Genomic DNA, 18,350 nt, shown 5'->3' on the forward strand with positions numbered 1-18,350 from the left:
ATTGGATACGGTTGATGCTTCATTTCAAATGGTGCAAATCATTATTTTTATTGGCTTTGCGCTTGTGATTGGCGGCATTATTTTCAGTTTTGTAAAGCAAGCGGCAACGTGGTCATCCAACAAGCAAAAGCCGCGTCTTCGTGTTCCGGCGCAGGTCGTTGGTAAAAGAACCGGAAGCGACCGGAGGAAACGAGAGGCCTGTGATTACCCACTATTATGCCACAGTTGAGGTTGAGAGTGGCGACCGGATCGAGTTTGAAGTATCTGGATCGGAATACGGCATGCTCGACTTTCAAGGCACACGCCATTTGGGTTATCGGCGCAGCCTTGAGCCGTGACCGAGGTTGAAAATTTTTTGTCAATTGAAAAAATCGATTGACAATCGTTTTTGAAAGTTAGAGACTAAAAGAGCACTACATTTTCGGTACCTTCCGGAGGGCGGGTACGAAAAAGAACAGGAGCTGAGCAGAGTTGAGTAATCATTTAAGTACAGCATCAGTAGGAACATTTGGTGAATTCGGCGGCAGCTATGTCCCCGAAGCATTGCAGAAGGTCTTGGCAAGGCTTGCCGAAGCCTTCGACCGATATAAGGACGACCCGGAATTTAACAGCGAATTGCGTGGCTACATGAAAGACTATATCGGACGCGAAAATCCGCTAACTTTTGCAAAAAACCTGACGAAACAAGCAGGCGGTGCCAAAATCTATCTGAAGAGAGAAGATTTGAACCACACCGGTGCTCACAAGATTAATAACACAATCGGTCAGATTCTGCTGGCCAAACGGATGGGTGCAAAGCGCATCATCGCAGAAACCGGCGCCGGACAGCATGGCGTCGCAACAGCCACCGTTGCCGCACTATTCGGTCTGCCATGTACGATCTACATGGGTAAATACGATACCGAACGTCAAGCACTGAACGTCTTCAGGATGGAATTGCTTGGCGCTAAAGTCGTGCCTGTAGAAAAAGGTCAGGGCCGTTTGAAGGACGCAGTTGATGTTGCACTGGCAGATTTAGTGCAAAATCATGAGACAACGTTCTACTTACTGGGGTCAGCGGTTGGCCCGCACCCGTACCCAACGATGGTGCATCATTTCCAATCGATAATCAGTGAAGAGTCGAAGCGGCAGATTCTTGAAAAAGAAGGCAAGCTTCCTGCTGCGGTTGTTGCTTGTGTCGGCGGCGGTAGCAACGCAATCGGTGCCTTTGCCCATTACATTGACGAGCCAAGCGTTCGCCTTGTCGGCGTCGAGCCTGCGGAAGCCGCAAGCATTGCCGAAGGCGTACCGGCCGTGATTCACGGCTTCAAATGCTACGCGCTTGTCGATGAAAACAACAATCCAAAGCCGACCTACTCGATTGCCGCCGGTCTCGATTATCCGGGTGTCGGTCCGGAACACAGCTACCTGAAAGCATCGGGGCGCGGCGAATATGTCACGGTTACCGGCAAAGAAGCGCTGGATGCCTTCCTGAATCTGTCCAAGGTCGAAGGGATCATCCCGGCGCTCGAAAGCGCGCATGCCGTCGCCTATGCGACAAAACTCGCCAAGACTTTGCCAAAGGACGATAGCATCATCGTCAACCTTTCCGGCCGCGGCGACAAAGACGTAAAGCAAGTCTATGAGATGCTGAACAAAAAAATGAATGTTGATTAAAAATAAGGTTCAACGCTACGGTTTGTAAAAGAAAAGGAACGCTCATGCAGGCGTTTTATTAAAAAAGGCGGCTTGGCATTCAAATGCTTAAGCCGCCTTTTTCCTAAGTGAAGAAAAGCTAGCGCACATTGAACTTGTATTTTTGCACGTTAACCGATTTCTCATACCGACCGTGTGTTGCACTTAAATAAGTACAGGAGCATCGAATTGAGGATAAAACGTCACTTGATTCGGAACGTATCTCGAGAGAACCCATACCCTTTCATCATGATTTGAAAGAGGATTGCTTATTTGCTGCTCCTTCCAGCACTGCTCAAAACCTTGTCCGTCAGGAAGCAGAACTTCCCAAATGAAGGCGTTATTGGCGGTATCTACAGCTTTGTACCCTCTGCGCTAAACTTCATCACGCAAGGTGGACTTTCCAGTCCCACAATATGCTGGTGATGAAGATGACAGCTTTTCTCAGATGCTTATCGATACGGAACGCTCCTTTGAAAATCCAAGCGTCTATTTGTCTACGTTAACAGAAAATGCATAATCTGATTTGCCGGATCGCCAATGTGCTTGAATCAGGATCACATAAATTCCTGGTTTTGTTGGCAACGTTATCGTGTTTTTATGAACAGGGAGCGCTGATCCTTTGCGGTACTGATTATAGAGATGCGCACTAAATTTCGGGTGGGAACGATTGGAAAAGGAGACGGTTGCTTTTTGACCGGGATCAATAGACAGCCGATGCATAGTTTCCGTCCATTGCGATGAAGCATCGGCGACGACAGAGGTGCGGCTGAACAACCAGTAGCTCCATTCATAGCCGCCCTTGCGTGTTTCCGCTTTTTTGTGTTGCGCGGTGACTTGTACGTTTGGCGGCTCTGTGCTGATTGAAGTGCACGATGAAACGGTGAAAAGCATCATGCATACGAAAAGCAGGCCTAATTTTTTCAAACCGTTCCCTCCAATGTTTTTCTTCCATTTTAACCCAACCATTCAACCCATGCATGATACAATAATGAAAAAACAGAAAGGATGCTTACTTATGTTTCTTCATAAAATTGACGATGAACTTGCGCTGAAACTCGTGGAGCCGCAAGACGCAGAAGCGATTTTCGATTTGACGGAACAGTCGCGGCATTCGCTGCGCGAATGGTTGCCGTGGCTGGATGTGACGCGCACGGTCACGGATACTCAAGCGTTTATTCAAGCAGCGCGCAAGGGATATGGCGAGAACCGAAGCATGACGGCGGTCATCCTTTTTCATAGAATAAGAAAAGAACGTGTAAGGGCAACGAAGGTTCAGCCGGCGCCTGAAAACTTGGCTTCACCAAGTTCTCTTAATAACGAGACAGCGGGACTGATCAGTTTTAACGAAATCAATTGGGCGAACAAAACGGCGCAAATCGGCTATTGGCTCGGTTCGCAATACCAAGGCCGAGGGATCATGACACGCGCCGCATCGGCATTAACGGATTACGCATTTCGAGAACTCGGTTTGCATAAGGTGGAAATCCGCGCTGCGGTTGGAAATTCGAAGAGCCGCGCGATTCCTGAGCGGCTTGGCTTTAAGCAGGAAGGCTGCATCCGTTCCGGCGAGTGGCTCTACGATCATTACGTGGATCATGTCGTTTACGGTGTGCTCGATTCAGAATGGGCCGTGAACGCGCCACGAGAAAAGTGAAAAATAAAAACATACACATTCCCTATCCGTCACGATTCAAAGAAAGTATAGGATGTGCCAAGTACAGCCTAGTTTTTCTTAAAATGGAGGAGAGGCTATGTTTGATTCATTCAACCAAGAACTTCAAGAAATTAAAGAACAGGTGAAAAATAAGAAGAAGTGGGAAGCCCAGCTGGCGCGTCTGAAGGACGCGGCGCAGCAGCAGGAACAAAAATGGGCGAGGCTTCAAGCAACGTTGACCAAAGAGCAGAAGGACGTCACGCGGATGGAAACGTTAAGTGTGCCATCGATTCTTTATACGCTGATCGGCCGCAAACTAGAGAAGATCGACAAAGAGAAGCAGGAAGCGATAACGGCACAGTTGAAGGAACAGGAAGCGCGACGGACACTGGAAGATATGAAAAAAGAGCAAGCGGAGCTCGCTGAAAAATTGAAACAGGTTGCCGGTGCAGACACGCGCTACGAGGCTTGGATGCAGCATAAAGAGCAATTGATTCATGATACGGCCTCGCCAATAAGCAAAGCGCTGTACCAGCTGCTCGATCAGGAAGCAGATCTGCATGCAGGACTCAAAGAACATAAGGAAGCGATTGCGGCAGGTCAACAGGCGCACGAGGCATTGAAGCACGCCCAAGCTTCGCTCGACACAGCGAAAAATTGGTCCAATCTCGACCTGTTTGGCGGAGGATTTATCTCAACCGCGATGAAGCATGAGCGAATGGACGGCGCACGCGGCGATATTCATGATGCCCAGCAAGCACTGCGCCGCTTTGAAAAGGAATTAAGTGACGTGACCGGCGCGTCGCTTTCTGAACTCGAAAGTGATGGGCTGCTTACCTTTGCCGACTATTTTTTTGATAACGTGGTGACCGATTGGATGGTGCACACGAAGATTCAGAAATCCAGCGAGCAGATCGAGCGAATCCTGCAGCAGATTGCTCAATTGCTTGATCCGCTCCGCCAACAAAGCGCTGATCTGAAAAAGAAGCTTGAAGAAACGGAAAAGCGAAGAACGAAAATGATCGAGAACTATTGAGCACGATCAAGGATTGAGCGAGATACCGTTGCAGTCGCGCCTATAAAGAGAATTTGGCGAAGCCTTAGGACGCTTATCCTTCTAATCGTACAAAAAAAGCGCAGCCTAAGCTGGCTGCGCTTTTCAAGGGGGATCCACTTCCTTAACGCCAGTCGACGATGTCTTCGATCGGTTGGCGCGTTTTCGGCCGCGGCGCTTTGGCGCGGTAGCCGAACGCCGCCATGCAGGCGATGCCGAAGTCGCCGCCTTTGATGATCCCTTCATCTTTTAGCACTTTTTCAACTTTTTCTTTATTAAATCCTTCAATTGGGCAGGAGTCGATGCCGATTTCAGCAGCCGCGGTCATCATGTTGGCGAGGGCAAGGTAGCATTGCCGGCAGCCCCATTCGAAGAAGACACGATCATTGCTTGCAAGATCAAAATCAACCTTTTGAAAATTATCGATCGCGCCGGTCATCATCTTGGCAATATCCGGCGGACACTGCTGTACCTCACGGATCATGTGCTGAACATGCGGCGCGTTTGCTGCAAGTCCCGATTTCAGACGCGACAGAACGAGGACGAAATGGCTGGCTGTTTTCAGTTTTTCGGTTGCGCCCCATGCTTCTGGGGCGAGTTTTTCCCGCAGATCCTTAGTTTGTACAACGACGAATTTCCACGGCTCAAGGCCAAATGAACTCGGCGACAGTCGCGCGGTTTCCAGAATGAAGCGAAAATCGTCATCACTGATTTTCTTGGTCGAATCGAACGCCTTGCAGGCATGGCGGAAGTGAAACGCGGACAAAATCTGCGCTTTGATTTGCGCTTTGTTTCTTGTGGTTTCCATGAACAATCCCTCTTTCTTCAATCGTGTTTCCAACGGTTATTATAAATCAGTTTGGCGGGAAAAATGAGTGAGAAGGCTTGAGCGAACGGTTAGACCTTTGCGGATGACTTGCAATTGAGCCATTTCTTTTTCACAATAAAAAGAAGACGTATTATCGGAGGTTTTTCGATGTATTCAGATCTGGCAGGAAAAGTAGCGGTCGTGACCGGCGGCTCAAAGGGGATCGGAAACGCGATCTCGCGCCGACTGGCTGAAGAAAAAATGGCCGTTGTGATCAATTACCACAGCGACCGTGAGCAGGCGGAACAAACCGCTGAAGAATTGAAAAAAGCCGGCGGCGACGCGGTTGCGATTCAAGCAGATGTCGGTAGCGAGCAAGGGATTCAGGCACTTCTTGATGCGGCTGAACAGCATTTCGGCGGTCTGGACGTCTGGGTCAATAACGCCGGCATGGAGAATCGCGTCCCCACGCATGAGATGAGCCTCAAAGAATGGGAGCAGGTGATCAACGTCAACCTAACCGGTGTTTTTCTCGGTGCGCGGGCGGCGATCAACCATTTTCTAAAGCATCAGAAGAAAGGGAACATCATTAACATGTCTTCGGTTCATGAGCGGATCCCGTGGCCGACGTTTGCCCACTATGCGGCGAGCAAGGGCGGGGTCAAGCTGTTTAGCGAAACGATTGCTTTGGAGTATGCAAAACGCGGCATTCGCGTCAACAGTATTGCCCCGGGCGCGATTGAAACGCCGATTAATGCGGAAAAATTCGCTGATCCGCAGCAGAGACAGAGTACGTTGGAGATGATTCCGATCAACTCCATTGGGAAGCCGGAAGAAGTGGCTGCAGCCGCTGCATGGCTGGCGTCAAGCGAATCGAGCTATGTCACCGGGACAACCCTTTTCGTCGACGGCGGCATGTCACTTTATTCCGAATTCGAAGAGGGAAAGGGCTGAGCCATACATGGAGCAAAAAGAAGCGCTTTATAAGCCTTGGCTGGACTGGGCGATTGAGCTTCAGTCGCTTGCACAAGCAGGGCTCGCTTACTCAAAGGACCGTTTTGATCAGGAGCGGTTCACCCGCATTCGCGAAATCGCCGCGGAAATGCTTGCCGCGAAAAGCGGTATGTCACTTGATAAGGTCAGCGATTTGTTCTGCAACGAAACCGGCTATCAGACGCCGAAGCTCGATACGCGAGCCGCCATTTTTCAAGATGAAAAAATAGTGCTCGTCAAAGAAAACAACGGCGTCTGGTCGCTGCCCGGCGGTTGGGTCGATGTTGATCAATCGATTAAATCCAATACGAAAAAAGAAGTAAAAGAAGAGGCAGGGCTGGAGGTTGAACCGATGCGGATCATTGCTATTCACGACCGCAATGCGCACAACCGACCGCGCTACGCATACGGGGTATGCAAAGTTTTCGTCCAATGCAGACGAATCGGCGGACAATTCCAAGCAAACAGCGAAACGACCGAGAGCCGCTGCTTCGCACTGGACGAGCTGCCACCGCTCGCCGAAGAAAAAAATACAAAGGAACAAATTCAGATGTGCTTCGCCGCATATCACGATCCAAATTGGACCGCCGTGTTTGACTAACGCGCGGTCCTTATTATTTACCTTTGTTTCTGCTCTTGACGATCTCACTGCCAATCGCGCAATAATGGTTTGAAGGACCTTTGTTGGTTCAGAATAAGTTTGATTAACCGTCACTCTAGACGCTTGAATCCGTTATTTTTAGTATTCCAATCGCTACACTCACTTAAGGGTGCTGATTGTGAGCTTCGCAGCCTCCGCAATAAGTTCGTTATGATAGGGGGCATCTTTTGTATCACGGCCGGACAGAATTGCAAGGATAATGGGCAATCTTTTCGGTGGCCAAACGATGGCAAGGTCGTTTCGCGTTCCATAACCGCCGGCTCCGGACTTATCAGCGACCGCTCAGCCTTTTGGCACGCCGGCACGAATGAGTTGGTCTCCAGTAGTGTTTCCACGCATCCAATCGGCGAGCATTTTACGTTTATGAGTTGGCGGTGCCTTGCCAACCGAGAAAGCTTTAAGATCGGTAGCAAGTGCGCTTGCCGTGCTTGTGTCACGGAGGTCTCCGGGAATCGCTTCATTCAAATCTGTCTCAAAGCGGTTCGCCTTCGTAACATTGTCGCCGATCTTATTGAGTGTTTTTTCAAATCCATTAGGACCGCCTAGTTTCTTAAGTAAAAGGTTGCCCGCAGTGTTAGCGCTGTAGCGAATGGCAGCCTCGCAAATTTCACCAAGGGTCATGCCGCTATTCACGCGATTTTCAGCGATTGGAGAATACGTGACTAAGTCATCTTTGCTAAACAGGATGACTTCATTTAATTGGTGAATCGAGCTTTGTTGCAGCACGGCTCCTGCAGCTAGGGCCTTATAGGTAGAGGCATAGGCGAACCGGTCATCCGGTCGATAAGCGACTGTCCGTTGTGTACCGCTATCGAAAGCATAAACGCCAATCCGGGCGTCGAACTTTTTCTCAAGTTGAACGAACGCTTGATCAGTCGGACGGTTTGTTCGCTGCGCTATTTTTTTTGCTTCCACCTGCACTGATCTGCCCGTGAAGGGTTTAGCGCCTATACGACTTAAAGTTAGCAGGCCCGTACAAATCCCTATTGTTAACAACCTTGTCCTTTTCAAAAGGGTCACTTTTTTCGGATTTTATAATCCTAAAAATCACAGTGTGTTGTTCAATGAGAATAAGATGGCTAAGGTGGTTAGTGTTGACGATTTGTCTAGTAAATCGCTTTATTTCAACGCATCACTTCCTCCAGAAAATTCACCAGGTTGCGCCTATAGAGTCGTGATTTTGTGATCGGCACCGTAAGCGATCGACTGATCCGCGAGGTTAAAGCGAAATCGCAAAAAGCGAAAGCGAATCTCCGCTGCGTGAACGGTCCCGAAAATGTTTACGATTCGTTTGCATACACGAAATAATTCCGCTTATAAACTATGATATGATAAATGAAAACAGAAAAAAAGTGGATGGAAAGAGGGGATCCGATGGAAATAAACGGATTAATGGAACGTGTACTGCCTTTAAAAGGCGTCTATAATTTCCGTGATATGGGCGGAATCAAAACGCGGGATGGTCGGAAAGTGAAACGCGGTCTGCTCTTCCGGTCGGCCGATTTAACAGATAGTACCGAGCAAGATAAAAAACATATTCAGGATCTGAATCTCAAAGTCATTTACGACTATCGTGATAAAGCAGAAGCAGATGTGCGGCCGGATCCGCAAATCGGCAGCGAGCGCCATGAGCGGATTGCGGTTAACGGCGAGGACAAAACGACGGCGCGCGAGGAATGGGATCCGGCGACTTTTTATAAAACGTTTACACGAGAAAAATTTGCGCAAGTCTATCGAGAAATGCCGGTGCACAACAAATCGTACCACCGGCTGATGCAGTTGTTCAAGAACCCGGAGGAAAATCTGCCGGTACTGCATCACTGTGCCGGCGGCCGTGATCGCACCGGGGTCGGCGCCATGCTGCTGCTGCGTACGCTCGGTGTCTCCTTTGAGACAATTATGGATGATTATTTGCTCTCGAATCAAACGCTTACTCGCTACCACGAGGAAACATTCGCGGATGCTGCACGCTACGTGAGCGGGCCGCAGCTGAAGCGGTTCGAGGAGGGCTTCCTCGTTCATGAAGAATATCTGGACGCAGCGATTGGCGCGATCTTCAGCAGCTATGGCAAGTTCGGCAAGTACTTGGAAACAGAGTTCGGAATTACCCGCGCGGATCGCCGGCGCCTTCAAGCATACTGCCTCGAATAAAGGTTGGAACAGCGGCTTTGAGAAGCTGCTGTTTTTAAATGCAGAGTAGCAAAATTCACTTCCAGGCGATCAATCATGCCGGCGGGACGTTTACAAATCAGCGAACCCGCGGCAAAAGGCTTGAGCCGCGGTCAGGGCATTCGCCCGTCGGCACGGCCAATCGAAGCGTATTGCCACTTCAGTACATTTTTTGTGCGCATCGCTTATGGGAATTTTATGATGAATCAATTATAAGCGGCGTTCCAATGCTATACTTAAGAAAATGATTTAAAGAGGAGAAAAAAGATGGCAACTTGGATTATTATTGCGATCATTGCGATTATTGTGATCTATTTTATTGCGCAATACAACGGTTTGGTCAAGCTGCGCAACTGGGTACAGGAATCATTCAGCCAGATTGATGTCCAGCTGAAACGGCGCCATGACCTGATCCCCAACCTTGTCGAAACGGTCAAAGGCTACGCCAAACATGAAAAAGAAACGCTCAATCAAGTCATTGCGGCACGCAACGGCCTGGTCAGCGGGACGCCGCAGCAGCGGATTGAAGCGGATAATCAGCTTGAAGGCGCGTTGAAGTCAATCTTTGCGCTTGCGGAATCCTATCCGGATTTGAAAGCCAACCAGAATTTTCTCAGCCTGCAGGAAGAACTGGCGACGACTGAGAACAAAGTTGCTTATTCACGCCAGCTGTACAACAAAACGGTTAAAGACTACAACATTAAGCGTGAATCGTTCCCGTCGAACATTATTGCAAAACTGTTCAACTTCCAAAGAGAAGAACTGCTCTCGATTCCGGAAGCCGAACGCGACGTGCCTAAGGTTACGTTCTAACGGAGGCTGCGTATGCTCTATCAGCAAATACAACAAAATAAGCGGAAAACACTTGTTTTGCTCACCTTTTTCTGCGTACTTGTTCTGGCGATCGGCTGGGCGGTCGGCTATTTTCTGAACGGAGATCTGTTCTCCGGGCCAATCATTGCAGCGGTTGTGCTTGCTTTTTACGTGCCGATCACCTTTGCCAGTGCGCGTGCGCAAGTGCTCAGCATGGCCGGTGCGCATCCGATTGAGAAAAAGGACAACCCGATGCTGTTCAATGTTGTCGAGGAACTGGCGCTGGCCGCGAATGTGCCGATGCCGAAAATCTATATTGTCAACGATCCGTCGCCCAATGCGTTTGCGACCGGAATGAAACCGGAGTCAAGCGTGATTGCGTTCACCAGCGGCTTGCTCGAACGACTGAACCGAGAGGAAATCGCCGCAGTCGCTGCACACGAATTTTCTCATATTCGCAATTATGACATCCGTTTGATGACTCTTTGCATTGCACTTGTCGGTGTAATTGTTGTTGTTGCCGACATCGGGCAGCGCATGTTTTTCTGGGGCGGCGGGCGCAGCAACAAGCGCAACGGTGAAAAATCAAATCCAATTTTCATGATCATCGCGCTGGTCCTGATCATTCTCGCGCCGCTCGTCGCACAATTTGTCCAGCTCGCCGTCTCGCGAAATCGCGAATATTTGGCAGATGCCTCAGCAGTTGAACTAACCCGCGATCCGCAAGGACTCATCAACGCGCTTACCAAAATCAGCAGCGACGACAAAGAAATGAAACGGGTCAAGGACGCGACGGCCTCAATGTACATCTCCAATCCATTCGGCAAAAACAAGAAAAAAACGAACTGGTTCGCAACGCATCCACCGATCGAAAGCCGGATTGAACGGCTCAGGGCCATGTAATCATAATGAAAAATCCCTCGTACAGAACGTTGTGCGAGGAACTTTTTTTGCAGGTAAAGACAGGATGTGATTTTTGGACATGCAAAAAAACCGTGCATCAACGCGCAGATGCTCCGGCGTTTGCGGGATTCAGCACCGAAAAGACGAAAGCCCATTACACATAGATGGAGATGAATGCTAGTGAACGGTCCTATCGATTAAGGATGATTCAATTGTCAATCGGTTGACAAAATGCGGTTGATAATAAAATGTAATGTAAATTTTTCTGGAATGAATTGGGGGCTATAGACCCGTTTTTGTTGCGTTTGTGTAACGATCATTGAAATTTTACGAATGGTTCAAAAGTACTGTCCATTCGTTGCGTTGCGCGCTTGAAAATCCAAGTCCGTTATGGACTAGGACAGATTAATTTGCATATCGACTTGAACGGGGCAAAAACAAAAGATTGCATAGTTTGTTACATCAGTCATCTAAAGAGGGACTAAAGGCTTAATAAGGTCTAGTTTGGGAAACGCTTACCGACATATCTTGGTGAATTGACAGACAGCTGGCTTCACCGTATTCTAGAGGTGCCCAGTCATCGATTGATTGACAACCGGTTGACAATTGGTCTTATCCTGTGCGCACAACAGAGAAAAAGTGAATAGGGCAACGTTTATGAAACGATGAATCCAAAATTGTCGGAGGAGAGAAGAATACCGTGAGAAAACAGCCAAAGAAGCTTATTGCAGGACTGCTTACCGCAACCTTTTTGATTGTAGGTGCAGGCAATGTATCCGCGAAACCAATTGATGCTTTTGGGAAGAACCAGACTTATGGCGTTTCCCATATTACACGCTATGATATGAGTAAAATTCCCGATCAGCAGGGGAACGAACGCTTCGAAGTTCCGCAATTTGATGAATCAACGATTGAAAATTTACCATCGGCAGTTGGCAAGGATAAAGATGGAAACGAAATCGATTTGGATGTTTGGGACAGCTGGCCGCTGCAGAACGCGGACGGCACGGTAGCCAACTATAAAGGCTATAACATTGTCTTTGCACTCGCTGGTGATCCGAAAGTCGGCAGCGACACATTCATTTACCTTTTTTACCAAAAGAAAGGCGACACATCGATTGACAGCTGGAAGAACGCAGGTCGCGTTTTCCAAGCGGATGATCACTTGAAAACGAATGATGAAATCTTGAAGAATCAGGCAGAGGAATGGTCGGGATCGGCAACGCTGACCTCGGACGGCAAAGTGCGTTTGTTTTACACAAACCGTCATCCATGGGACGAAGGCAAGAAACTCTACGGAAAACAAACCTTAACGACTGCGCAGATCAATCTGTCACAGCCTGATGCAACGACCTTAAAGGTTGACGGCATCGAAGATTTGAAATCAATTTTTGATGGCGACGGCAAATATTATCAAACCGTTGATCAATTCGTGGCCGGTGACAAGGGCGCGGATAACCATACGCTGCGTGATCCACATTACGTAGAAGATAAAGGGCACAAATACCTTGTCTTTGAAGCAAATACCGGGACGAAGGTCGGCTATCAGGGAGACAACCAGCTGGACAACCGGGCCTACTACGGCGGCGGGCTCCGATATTTCCAAAAAGAGCGAAAAGCACTGCTCGAAAGCCCGAAAAAGAATCTGGCATCGCTGGCCAATGGGGCCTTGGGCATCATTGAGCTGAATAACGATTACACGCTGAAAAAAGTCATGAAACCATTGATTACATCGAATACGGTCACCGATGAAATCGAGAGGGCGAACCTCTTTAAAAAGAATGGCAAATGGTATCTGTTTACCGATTCACGCGGCGCGAAAATGACGATTGACGGAATCGGAGACAAAGATATCTACATGCTCGGTTACGTGTCCAACTCGCTGACCGGAACCTATCGTCCAATGAATGGCAGCGGTCTAGTGCTCCACATGGACTTGGATACCGATGACATCACTTGGAATTACTCGCACTTTGCCGTACCGCAAAAGCGCGGCAACAACGTAGTGATTACGAGCTATATGACCAACCGCGGTACATTTGACGATCAACACTCAACGTTTGCACCAAGCTTCCTCGTGAAGTTGCAAGGATCACGCAGCTCGGTCGTTCCTGACAGTACGCTTGATCAAGGACAGCTCACGATTGACTGATTAAACGGAATAGATTTTGAAAAATGTCGCCTATCGGTGACATTTTTTTTGTTTTCGGGAAAAATAGACGAGAATAGAAAGCCATAAGGAGCATTATATATGAAAAATTTAAGAACCCGACGGCTCATCATTGCAGGCGCGCTGGTCATGATCGGTTTGCTGCTCGTGCTGGTCATCCTACAAGTCCTCGCGCCGCTGCAACCGGAAAAGAAGCCGACCGTTGAGACAGAGGAGCATTCCTATCGTCCCGTGTATCACTTTTCCGTACCGGACAAATGGATGAATGATCCACAGCGGCCGCTCTATTTTGATGGAACTTTTCATTATTATTATTTGTACAACCGTGATTACCCGAAAGGGAACGGAACAGAGTGGCGCCAAGCAACGTCAAAAGATCTGGTTCACTGGACGGACAAGGGCGTTGCAATACCGAAATACACGAACAAAAATGGCGACATTTGGACTGGCTCGGTTGTGCGTGATTCGCAGAATACGGCAGGATTTGGGAAAAATGCACTTGTCGCGATCGTGACGCAACCGCCCGATGGCCGCAGCCAGGAACAATTTCTCTGGTACAGCACCGATGGCGGCAAGACCTTTAAACAGGATCACGAACAGCCGGTTCTGCCCAATCCTGGGGTCAAGGACTTCCGTGATCCAAAGGTCATTTGGGATACCGCCCACAAAAAATGGGTGTTGCTGCTTGCCGAAGGAGCGAAAATCGGTTTCTATGAATCGGAAAATTTGAAGGATTGGCGCTATACGAGCGGGTTTACGTCAGAGAACATCGGTCTGATTGAATGCCCGGATCTGTTTCAGCTGCGCGCCGCCGATGGTACAGTTAAATGGGTACTCGGTGCGAGCGCCAATGGACGAGCGTCGGGCCAACCGAACACCTATGCTTACTGGGTCGGCAATTTTGATGGTGAACAATTTACGTCCGATCAGGCAGCGCCGCAATGGCTCGATTATGGCTTCGATTGGTATGCCGCTGTTACCTTCGAAAACGAGAATCCGACGCACCGTCTAGATTCTCGCTATGCAATTGCCTGGATGAACAACTGGGATTATCCGAACGCCACGCCAACCATGGACGAGGATTTCAATGGCGTTAACTCCATTGTACGCACGATTCACTTAGCGAAACATGGGCAACAGCACAGCCTCATCTCGAAACCGATTGGCGCGCTCAATGAACGGACAACAGCGACGCAGCAACCGAGAACCATCCGCGTGAACGGAAACAAATCGCTGGGCGCAAGCGGTACCGCCTATCAGATTGAGACCGATATCTCTTGGACGGATGCACGCAACATTGGCTTACGACTGCGCGAATCAAGCAATAAGAAACGGCATATCGACGTCGGCATTCTCACAGAAGACCATGCCCTCTACGTCAATCGCCGCTTCACAAACCATCCGGATGACAAAAAACAGAGCGTTGAAAGCCGCGCGCCCATTTCGCCGAAAGCAAAGAAAATCCATCTAAAAATACTCGTCGACAAAACGAGCATTGAAGTCTTCACCGGCGACGGGCGCACCGTCCTGACCAACGAAGCATTTCCACCGCTCACTGATCAAGGCATCAGCCTGTACGCAGAAGGAGGAACCGCCGTCTTCAGCCATTTCAAGATCGAACAATTCAAACCGATCCAATGAAAAAACGCAGCAAGGACCGCCGCGAGTTAAAGCGAAAAGCCAAAAGTTAAAGCGAAAACCCGAGAAGTTAAAGCAAAATGCGAATCGACGCGAAAAAAGAGCAGCCCGTTGAAATGGGACTGCTCTTTTCACCTCTTTTTTATTCAGTCAAAGACATTGACGCATTCTTTGAACAAGGCTTGGTTTTCTTTGATTTTTGTTTCACTGCCGAGCACGCAGACGAGTCCTTGATCGGTGACTGCTTTAAGCAGTTTGCCAAAGGCTTGGATGTCGCTTTGGTTCGTATCAAGCACATTGTCGCGTGTTTCTTGAATATCGGCTTGTGTAATCTTTTTGAAGTACTGCGCGTCTGCAAGGCTGCCTTTGGCTCGCGGCGTCTGCGGTGTCTCCAAATCCGAAAGTGTACCGATGATGTATTTGGTCATTTCGAAATCATCGGCATCGAAGGACTCAGCAAAGGCTGCTGCTTGATCGTAAACGGCTAGTGTTTCCTGCAAGTTCGGATCGCGGTAGGACCAGAATACCATGTTACCGGCCGACTCAAGCGCAAGCCCGCAGCCGTAGGCACCACCCATGACGCGCACCTGATTCCACAGATAGTCCAGTGACAAGATTTTTTTCAGCACTTGCAGTTTGCCGCTGTAGTCATAGCCGAGCGCTTTGAAGTTTGCACCTTTGGCAGCATATTGGACTTTGCTTGAGGTCATCAAGCCTTCGTTTTTGGCTTCGGGTTCCGGTAGCTTCTGCGCGCTGCGTTCCGGAGCCGCCGCTTGTTCCTGCAAGTCGAGCACTGGGAACGCTTTTTCAACGGCACTGAAAATGGAGCTGTCGCCGGTGACGCTTATAACCAGCCCCGCTTTATTGAACAGCAGCTGGGCGAGTGATGCCAAGCTTTGCGAGAACTCACTGAAGCGGGCGTCCCAGTTCTTGTCCAGATCGGTAATGAAACGGTAAAAATCAAGTCCGCGCAGCCTCTCGCCATAAGCGGCTGCCTGCGAGAAATAGGAGCCGAGCCGGCGAACAACCACCGACTGACCATTTTGGTTGAACGACATTTCAATTCGCGACTTGATTTCTTTGACAATTTCACGAATACGCGCACCATTGTCAAACTTGGTATGGTAGATGATCTCGTGAATCAAACCAAATGCTTGTGCCAGTTTTTCCGTCAGTACTTTGGTCTTCACCGAGAATTTCGGCGCATAGGCATCATCATCGGCCTTGTCGCCAAACGTTTGGTTGTCGAAGTCGATGCCACCGCTCTGAATGTTGATCTCGCTGACTAGGTCTGCGTATTTGTAGTTTTCCGTATCGACCTTGCCCAGAATTTCCTGAAGCAGCGTCAAGGTTGAGATCTGATCGGCAGGTACGTTCGATGCATCAAAGTACAGGTTCACGTAGGCAATTTTATTGGTCTCCAGTTCGTGTTTGAGCGTTTTGACGCCATCAATCGCCACTTCCTCAATCGGCAGTTCTTCTGCTTTGCGGTCAATATCCGAAAGCGACAGCATCGGAATTTTGCGCAAGTCTTCCGGCTTGTCGGCGCTAGACTGGCGTTCCTTTAGTTTAGCCGTTTCTTCAATAATCTGTTTGACGCCGTCCGCGCTCAGATTTTCTTTGACATCGGCAAGCTTCTTCTCCACCAGCTTCGCTTCTTTGTCCGCGATCGTTTTCGATGGGGCGATGGTGACAAAGGTCTGGTGATTGCTGCGCAGCAAGTACTGATCGATCAACGTTTCGAAATAGTTGCTTGTTAATGCCTGCTTGATTTTTGTCAAGGTGTCTTCGAATTTTAGGTGCATGAATGGGTCTTCATCGTAGAGCCAGCTGTCCATAGCCATGATGCTGTAGATGAGCCCTTTCGGCATCGAGCCATAATCGGCCTCGCGTAGCTGGAACTCTTTGACGTTGATCGCCGCTTCGATCTGTTTTTTATCGAGACCATCTTTTACGTATTGGTGCAGCGTGTCGAAGACGACTTTTTTAAAGGCTTCTTTTTGATCTTCATTCGCATTTTTTACATTAATGGAGAAAAACGGCTGGCGGATGCTGTTGTCGTAGGCACCGAACACATCCTGACCGATGCCGGCATCGAGAATCGCTTTTTTGAGCGGCGCTGCCGGACTATCAAGCAGAATATAGTCGAGAATGTCGAAGGCCAGATAGGTTTCCGGGTTCGTCGATTCAGAAACCGCGAAGTTCATGCTCAGGTAGGTTTTGTCCTTCAAGTCGGAGTCAGGCAGAACCGGATACTCCTTGATCGTTTCATTGATTTTGCCGATCGGTTGCTGAACAGCAATCGATGAATCCACGTCAATTCGCTCATACGTACTGAGGTATTCCTTATCGAGAAAGGCAAGCTTTTCTTCAAGATCAAGATTACCGTATAAAAAGATGTAGCTGTTGGCCGGGCTGTAATACTTTTTATGGCAGTCGACAAAGTACGCGTAGGTCAGCTCGGGAATGTAGAGCGGATCACCGCCCGACTCGAATCCATAGGCTGTATCCGGGAACAGTGAACTCTGGTTGGCGCGCATCAGCAACCCCTCCGGCGAAGAGAAGGCGCCCTTCATTTCGTTGTAGACAACGCCTTTGTAATGGAGCGGATCGTCGGCATTTTCCAGCTCGTAATGCCAGCCTTCCTGCTGCAGGATTTCCTTGTATTTATAAATGTTCGGATGAAAAACGGCATCGAGATAGACGTCCATCAGATTTTTAAAATCTTTGTCATTTTTACTAGCGACCGGATACATCGTTTTATCGCTGAACGTGAATGCATTCAAAAAGGTATTGAGCGAACCTTTGAGCAGCTCAACGAACGGTTCTTTTACCGGATATTTATCCGATCCGCACAGAACCGAGTGCTCAAGAATGTGAAAAACGCCGGTGTTATTTTCCGGAGGCGTACGGAAACTGATCGAGAAAACCTTATTGTCATCGTCATTTTTCAAAAACAATAACCGTGCGCCGCTTTTCTCGTGCTCGAACACATACGCATCAGAGTGAATGTCCTGAATGCTGTCCTTGTGGAGCAGACGAAAACCATGGACAACCTTGTTTTGAGTGAGTGCTTCCATTAAATAACCTCCCGTTTTAACCTGTTTCGTCCCCAAGCTCATTATGCTGAGCGCAAAAAGACAATAGTTTTATTATACAATACGAACTAGAAAAAAATGCCTGTGACAAACTGAAGCTTTTGCAGGCGAGCATCTTTGTTTAAAATGTACAGAAAGACACATTTTCATACGACAAACGAGTTGAGGTGAGCCGAATTGGCTGATGAGGCAAAAATGAAAGAAAATGAAAACAGCGTCATTGCATTTATTGAACACGTGGAACATCCGCGTAAAAAGGCGGATGCCTACAAGCTGCTTGAGTTGTTTACAGAAACCGTCGGTGTTCAAGCGAAAATGTGGGGACCAAGCATCATCGGCTTTGGATCGTATCACTACAAATATGCTTCCGGACACGAAGGAGACGCACCACTGACCGGATTTTCGCCGCGCAAAGCGAAGATCAGCTTGTACCTTATGATGACCGATGAAGCATACGAAAAATTCGCTGCTGATTTTGGAAAACATACACGTGGCAAAGCCTGCATCTATGTGAACAAGCTCGCCGACATCAACTGCGATGTCCTGCAGGAAATGATCCGCACGTCTGTTGCGTTTGCCAAAAAAATGGATCGGCCGAGGGAATGAGCACTAATCGAGCGCGAATCATGAAAACATAAGCAAGGGAACTTTTTGGTAACTACCGCACAATAAGGTGCGTACTGTTCGTCAAAGGCGACATCCGTTACACTGA

General features: G+C 48.7%; 17 protein-coding genes and 1 pseudogene. 14 read left to right on the forward strand and 4 right to left on the reverse strand.

The window, feature by feature from the left end:
• Nucleotide 1 precedes the first annotated feature (1 nt).
• The 3 genes from K7399_RS15320 to trpB all read left to right on the forward strand — a co-directional run bounded on the left by K7399_RS15320 (nt 2) and on the right by trpB (nt 1,656).
• Nucleotides 2-229 (forward strand): DUF2500 domain-containing protein, encoded by a 228-nt coding sequence (locus tag K7399_RS15320; RefSeq protein ID WP_223362622.1) that lies wholly within the window; start codon nt 2-4, stop codon nt 227-229.
• On the forward strand, nt 141-338 hold the full coding sequence (locus K7399_RS16335) for a DUF2500 domain-containing protein (RefSeq protein WP_223362367.1): 198 nt from the start codon (nt 141-143) through the stop codon (nt 336-338). Before K7399_RS15320 ends, K7399_RS16335 begins: the two co-directional genes overlap by 89 nt.
• A gap of 133 nt (nt 339-471) precedes the next feature.
• Nucleotides 472-1,656 (forward strand): tryptophan synthase subunit beta, encoded by a 1,185-nt coding sequence (gene trpB / locus K7399_RS15330; protein WP_128166011.1) that lies wholly within the window; start codon nt 472-474, stop codon nt 1,654-1,656.
• A gap of 507 nt (nt 1,657-2,163) precedes the next feature.
• Here trpB and K7399_RS15335 read toward each other — a convergent pair.
• The gene (locus K7399_RS15335) at nt 2,164-2,601 is read right to left on the reverse strand and encodes a hypothetical protein (protein WP_128166012.1); all 438 of its coding nucleotides are present in this window, start codon (nt 2,599-2,601) and stop codon (nt 2,164-2,166) included.
• Nucleotides 2,602-2,692: 91 nt separating this feature from the next.
• Between K7399_RS15335 and K7399_RS15340 the strand changes: the two genes are divergently transcribed.
• Together K7399_RS15340 and K7399_RS15345 are read left to right on the forward strand one after the other, a co-directional pair.
• The gene (locus K7399_RS15340; RefSeq protein ID WP_128166013.1) at nt 2,693-3,331 is read left to right on the forward strand and encodes a GNAT family N-acetyltransferase; all 639 of its coding nucleotides are present in this window, start codon (nt 2,693-2,695) and stop codon (nt 3,329-3,331) included.
• A gap of 97 nt (nt 3,332-3,428) precedes the next feature.
• On the forward strand, nt 3,429-4,367 hold the full coding sequence (locus K7399_RS15345; protein WP_128166014.1) for a coiled-coil domain-containing protein: 939 nt from the start codon (nt 3,429-3,431) through the stop codon (nt 4,365-4,367).
• 142 nt (nt 4,368-4,509) lie between these two features.
• Here the strand turns inward: K7399_RS15345 and K7399_RS15350 are convergent, their stop codons facing one another.
• The gene (locus K7399_RS15350) at nt 4,510-5,193 is read right to left on the reverse strand and encodes an NAD(P)H-dependent oxidoreductase (protein ID WP_028982625.1); all 684 of its coding nucleotides are present in this window, start codon (nt 5,191-5,193) and stop codon (nt 4,510-4,512) included.
• A gap of 168 nt (nt 5,194-5,361) precedes the next feature.
• On the opposite strand from K7399_RS15350, the gene K7399_RS15355 reads away from it, so the two are divergent.
• Both K7399_RS15355 and K7399_RS15360 read left to right on the forward strand, forming a co-directional pair.
• Nucleotides 5,362-6,147, forward strand: coding sequence for a glucose-1-dehydrogenase (locus K7399_RS15355; RefSeq protein WP_128166015.1), 786 nt, complete (start codon nt 5,362-5,364; stop codon nt 6,145-6,147).
• Nucleotides 6,148-6,154: 7 nt separating this feature from the next.
• Nucleotides 6,155-6,787, forward strand: a complete 633-nt coding sequence (locus K7399_RS15360) for an NUDIX hydrolase N-terminal domain-containing protein (protein WP_128166016.1) — start codon at nt 6,155-6,157, stop codon at nt 6,785-6,787.
• Nucleotides 6,788-6,946: 159 nt separating this feature from the next.
• Here K7399_RS15360 and bla read toward each other — a convergent pair.
• A pseudogene (bla, locus tag K7399_RS15365) lies at nt 6,947-7,858 on the reverse strand (class A beta-lactamase).
• Nucleotides 7,859-8,221: 363 nt separating this feature from the next.
• Here bla and K7399_RS15370 point away from each other — a divergent pair.
• From K7399_RS15370 to K7399_RS15395, 6 genes are all read left to right on the forward strand, one after another.
• Nucleotides 8,222-8,998 carry a tyrosine-protein phosphatase gene (locus K7399_RS15370; RefSeq protein ID WP_128166017.1) on the forward strand — a complete coding sequence of 259 codons (777 nt, stop codon included), beginning with the start codon at nt 8,222-8,224 and terminating at the stop codon, nt 8,996-8,998.
• Nucleotides 8,999-9,073: 75 nt separating this feature from the next.
• Entirely contained in the window at nt 9,074-9,232 is a 159-nt protein-coding gene (locus K7399_RS15375; protein WP_164875455.1) for a hypothetical protein, read from the forward strand.
• A 51-nt stretch (nt 9,233-9,283) separates the two neighbouring features.
• A complete protein-coding gene (locus K7399_RS15380) occupies nt 9,284-9,829 on the forward strand; it encodes a LemA family protein (protein WP_028977276.1) in 546 nt (181 codons plus the stop codon).
• A gap of 12 nt (nt 9,830-9,841) precedes the next feature.
• A complete protein-coding gene (htpX, locus tag K7399_RS15385; RefSeq protein ID WP_128166018.1) occupies nt 9,842-10,732 on the forward strand; it encodes a zinc metalloprotease HtpX in 891 nt (296 codons plus the stop codon).
• Nucleotides 10,733-11,432: 700 nt separating this feature from the next.
• Nucleotides 11,433-12,884 (forward strand): glycoside hydrolase family 68 protein, encoded by a 1,452-nt coding sequence (locus K7399_RS15390; protein ID WP_010027213.1) that lies wholly within the window; start codon nt 11,433-11,435, stop codon nt 12,882-12,884.
• 99 nt (nt 12,885-12,983) lie between these two features.
• Nucleotides 12,984-14,543, forward strand: a complete 1,560-nt coding sequence (locus K7399_RS15395; RefSeq protein ID WP_128166019.1) for a glycoside hydrolase family 32 protein — start codon at nt 12,984-12,986, stop codon at nt 14,541-14,543.
• Between the two features lie 143 nt (nt 14,544-14,686).
• Here the strand turns inward: K7399_RS15395 and K7399_RS15400 are convergent, their stop codons facing one another.
• The gene (locus K7399_RS15400) at nt 14,687-17,620 is read right to left on the reverse strand and encodes an insulinase family protein (protein WP_128166020.1); all 2,934 of its coding nucleotides are present in this window, start codon (nt 17,618-17,620) and stop codon (nt 14,687-14,689) included.
• A gap of 213 nt (nt 17,621-17,833) precedes the next feature.
• On the opposite strand from K7399_RS15400, the gene K7399_RS15405 reads away from it, so the two are divergent.
• Nucleotides 17,834-18,244, forward strand: a complete 411-nt coding sequence (locus K7399_RS15405; protein WP_037563621.1) for a DUF1801 domain-containing protein — start codon at nt 17,834-17,836, stop codon at nt 18,242-18,244.
• Nucleotides 18,245-18,350 lie beyond the last annotated feature (106 nt).

This window comes from Sporolactobacillus terrae, from assembly GCF_019930545.1.
GTDB lineage: Bacteria > Bacillota > Bacilli > Bacillales > Sporolactobacillaceae > Sporolactobacillus > Sporolactobacillus terrae.